The 3,075-nt window shown below is 59.8% G+C and carries 3 protein-coding genes and 1 pseudogene; 3 read left to right on the forward strand and 1 reads right to left on the reverse strand.

The features are described from left to right. Positions 1–363 precede the first annotated feature (363 nt). A complete protein-coding gene (locus tag F804_RS0115055) occupies positions 364–741 on the reverse strand; it encodes a winged helix-turn-helix transcriptional regulator (protein ID WP_022708563.1) in 378 nt (125 codons plus the stop codon). Positions 742–874: 133 nt separating this feature from the next. On the opposite strand from F804_RS0115055, the gene F804_RS0115060 reads away from it, so the two are divergent. From F804_RS0115060 to F804_RS16770, 3 genes and pseudogenes are all read left to right on the forward strand, one after another. After that, positions 875–1,483, forward strand: a complete 609-nt coding sequence (locus F804_RS0115060) for an NAD(P)H-dependent oxidoreductase (RefSeq protein WP_022708564.1) — start codon at positions 875–877, stop codon at positions 1,481–1,483. Continuing rightward, complete coding sequence (locus F804_RS0115065) at positions 1,470–2,171, forward strand: glutathione S-transferase family protein (protein WP_022708565.1); 702 nt, start codon at positions 1,470–1,472, stop codon at positions 2,169–2,171. Before F804_RS0115060 ends, F804_RS0115065 begins: the two co-directional genes overlap by 14 nt. Before the next feature lie 32 nt (positions 2,172–2,203). Further along, positions 2,204–2,940, forward strand: a pseudogene (locus F804_RS16770) (IS3 family transposase); the annotation flags it as partial. Positions 2,941–3,075 lie beyond the last annotated feature (135 nt).

The raw sequence follows: 3,075 nt of genomic DNA on the forward strand, positions 1-3,075 counted from the left end.
CCAGAAAAGATTACTCATGATGCCCCCACCTGTTTGGGAGCGTGAATCACGCCGACAGGACGGCATCAAGAAAATTAATGGGTCCTGACCCTAGGTGGACGATTTTCGCGTGCATTTCTTTCCCTGCTTCGATTAAGCGTCTTTCTGGGACGTCATGCTATAGAGGTGGCCCCTATCTCGCAATGATCTGGCTCTGTAGGCTCTGCATTCGCCAAGCCGATGTAAGTGGGGGCGCAAATGTTTTAGGAGGGTCGGCACCTACCATTCGCTGCGCTTGGCACCAAGGTCTGCTTCGGGCTCACTTCGATCATCCGCAGCGCCTGGCGCGAAGGTCCGGTTAGGGCCGGCCGTGCTCTTGACAGGCTATCGCTTTGCTGTGGTCAAACCTTCTGGAAGACCCTCGCTCCACTTGCGCAGTTGGTCCAAGAAACCCAAGGCTGTTCGCCCGAGATCGGTGATCTCGTAAACCACGGTGATCGGGGCGGTGTCGCACACTTCGCGGCTGACCAGCCCTTGGTCTTCGAGTTGCCGCAAGCGTTCCGTGATCATCTTCTTCGATGCGCCGCCGATCATCCGGGCGAGGTCGTTGAACCGCACGGGCCCATCCTTGACGTGCCACAGGATAGAGCCGGTCCATTTGCCTCCGATGATCCGCATGCCACGTTCGATGGCGCAGGGCTCGGTGCAGGCGTTGGCCGCACGCCGTCGCCCGACACCGTCAATTTCGATCTTTGCGTCCATCGCTTTGCGCTCCGTTGGCTGCCCTGGGAATAGGTTACAAAAAGTATACTGGTTGTTTTTGCTTCCCACCACGTTCATCTCATGCCGGATCCCGCCGAAGTCAAGCGGTCGCAACAACAACGGAAGTTACGAGATGAGCAAGATCCACATTCTGAACGGCGCGCAGCCCTATGACTTTGCCCCGGGCAAGCTGAACCAAACGCTTGCGGAACGCGCCAAGGCAACACTCGAAGCGCAGGGGCACGAGGTCCGCCTGACCACGGTGGCCGCCGGCTACGACGTGCAGGCCGAAGTGGACAGTCATCTCTGGGCGGACGTGGTCCTCTTGCAGTTCCCGGTCAACTGGATGGGCGTGCCGTGGTCCTTCAAGAAATACATGGATGAGGTCTACACGGTTGGCATGGGCGGTCAGCTCAGCAATGGCGACGGGCGCAGCGCAGCCGCACCGAAAGCGAATTACGGCATGGGCGGCAAGCTGGCAGGCACGCGCTACATGATCTCGGCCACTCTGAACGCCCCGTCTGAGGCCTTCGACGACCCGTCTGAGCCATTCTTCGAGGGCATGTCGCTGGATGATCTCCTGCGCCCGGTCCACTTGAATGCCAAGTTCTTCGGCATGACGCCGCTGCCGACCTTCGGGGCCTTCGACGTGATGAAGAACCCCGACATTGCCACCGACCTCGTGCGGTTCGACGCGCATCTCGCCACGACTTTCGGGGAATTCAGCAATGACGCGGCCTGATATCCTTCTCTACACCGCCAACACCATGAACGGGTGGAAGCCGCTGATCTTTCTGCACGAAGCCCAGATCGACTATGAGCTGGTGCCGATCGATCTCGGCAAGAAGGAACAGAAGGCGCCAGACTACATGCGCTTGAACCCGAACGGCCGCATTCCGACCATCGTGGATCGCGGTGCGAATGACTTCGCGGTTTTCGAGAGTGGCGCGATCCTGTGGTATCTTGCCGAGAAATACGATCGGTTCCTCAGCCACGACCCCAAGGAGCGCTCGGAAACCTTGCAATGGCTGATGTTCCAGATGGGCGGGATCGGTCCGATGATGGGCCAGGCGATGTTCTTCCAGCGGATCGCCCAGCCGAACGGTAACGAAGTGCCCTACGCCATCGACCGCTATGTGACCGAAAGCCGCCGCCTGCTGGAAGTGCTGGACACGCGGCTTGTCGGGCGCGAGTGGCTGGTCGGTGATGCGATCTCCGTCGCGGATATCGCGACCTATCCTTGGGCACGCAGCTATTTCTGGGCCACGGTAAACGTTGACGGGCTGCCGCACCTACAGGCGTGGTTCGACCGCATCGATGCCATGCCGCGGGTCCAGCAGGCGCTGCAACTGCCGGAACCGCGACCGTCGGCTTTCGGTCAGGGCGACACGGAGGCTGCGACCATGGCGAACGCGGCCAGGTTCCGCTGAATACCTGACGAACTGTCACTGGAGTTGGTCTGGTCAGCGAGACCTGCTTTCGTTACAGCCCGAAGCGCTGTGCCGAGAACGAAACCATCGCGGATCCTCTCGAAGGCCTGACCAAGGCGCACAGAACGTGGGGCTTCGGCCTATGCTTCCTGTATCTGCGCAATGTCCGTGGCCATGCCTGGAACCACAAGCGCGTTCGCTGGATCTACTGCGAACTGGAACTGAACCTGCGGATCAAGCCAAGGCGGCGCATCAAGCGGCACAAGCCGGACGTGCTCTCGGTTCCAGACGCGCCGAACCTCGTGTGGTCCATGGACTTCATGGCCGACCGTCTGGCCGATGGTCGCCGATTCCGGCTCCTGAACGTGCTCGACGACTTCAACCGCGAGGGTCTGGGCATTGAGGTCGACTTTTCGCTTCGGCCGAGCGCGTGGTTCGGGCGCTGAACCAGATCATCGAGTGGCGCGGCAAGCCCATGGCCATCAGGGTCGACAACGGCCCGGAATACATCAGCGCAACCCTGGCAATCTGGGCCGCAAAGCAGGGTATTGTCCTGACCCACATCCAGTCCGGCAAACCGCAGCAGAACGCTTACGTCGAGCGCTACAACCGCACCGTCCGCCATGAATGGCTCGACCTCTACATTTTTGAAACCATCGCGGAGGCACGGATTATCGCAACCGACTGACTCTCAACTTACAAAAACGATCGACCTAACATGGGCTTTGGCGGCATGACACCCGCACAGAAACTGAAAATGGCTGCGTGAGTTCTACGACCAAACCCCGTTAAAACGGGGAGGATTACCCAGGCTCCAGACTCATTGATGGTCACAGCCAGAACATGACGGTGGCAGCGAGAGCGACGGCGGAGAGGAAGACCTTTGGGCATCTATCGTAACGTG

The organism is Paracoccus zeaxanthinifaciens ATCC 21588 (assembly GCF_000420145.1).
GTDB lineage: Bacteria > Pseudomonadota > Alphaproteobacteria > Rhodobacterales > Rhodobacteraceae > Paracoccus > Paracoccus zeaxanthinifaciens.

What these genes read in the sequence shown, in the direction of transcription:
- F804_RS0115055 (WP_022708563.1), bottom strand. Translation starts at nt 741, where the DNA reads ATGGACGCAAAGATCGAAATTGACGGTGTCGGGCGACGGCGTGCGGCC.
- F804_RS0115060 (WP_022708564.1), top strand. Translation starts at nt 875, where the DNA reads ATGAGCAAGATCCACATTCTGAACGGCGCGCAGCCCTATGACTTTGCC.
- F804_RS0115065 (WP_022708565.1), top strand. Translation starts at nt 1,470, where the DNA reads ATGACGCGGCCTGATATCCTTCTCTACACCGCCAACACCATGAACGGG.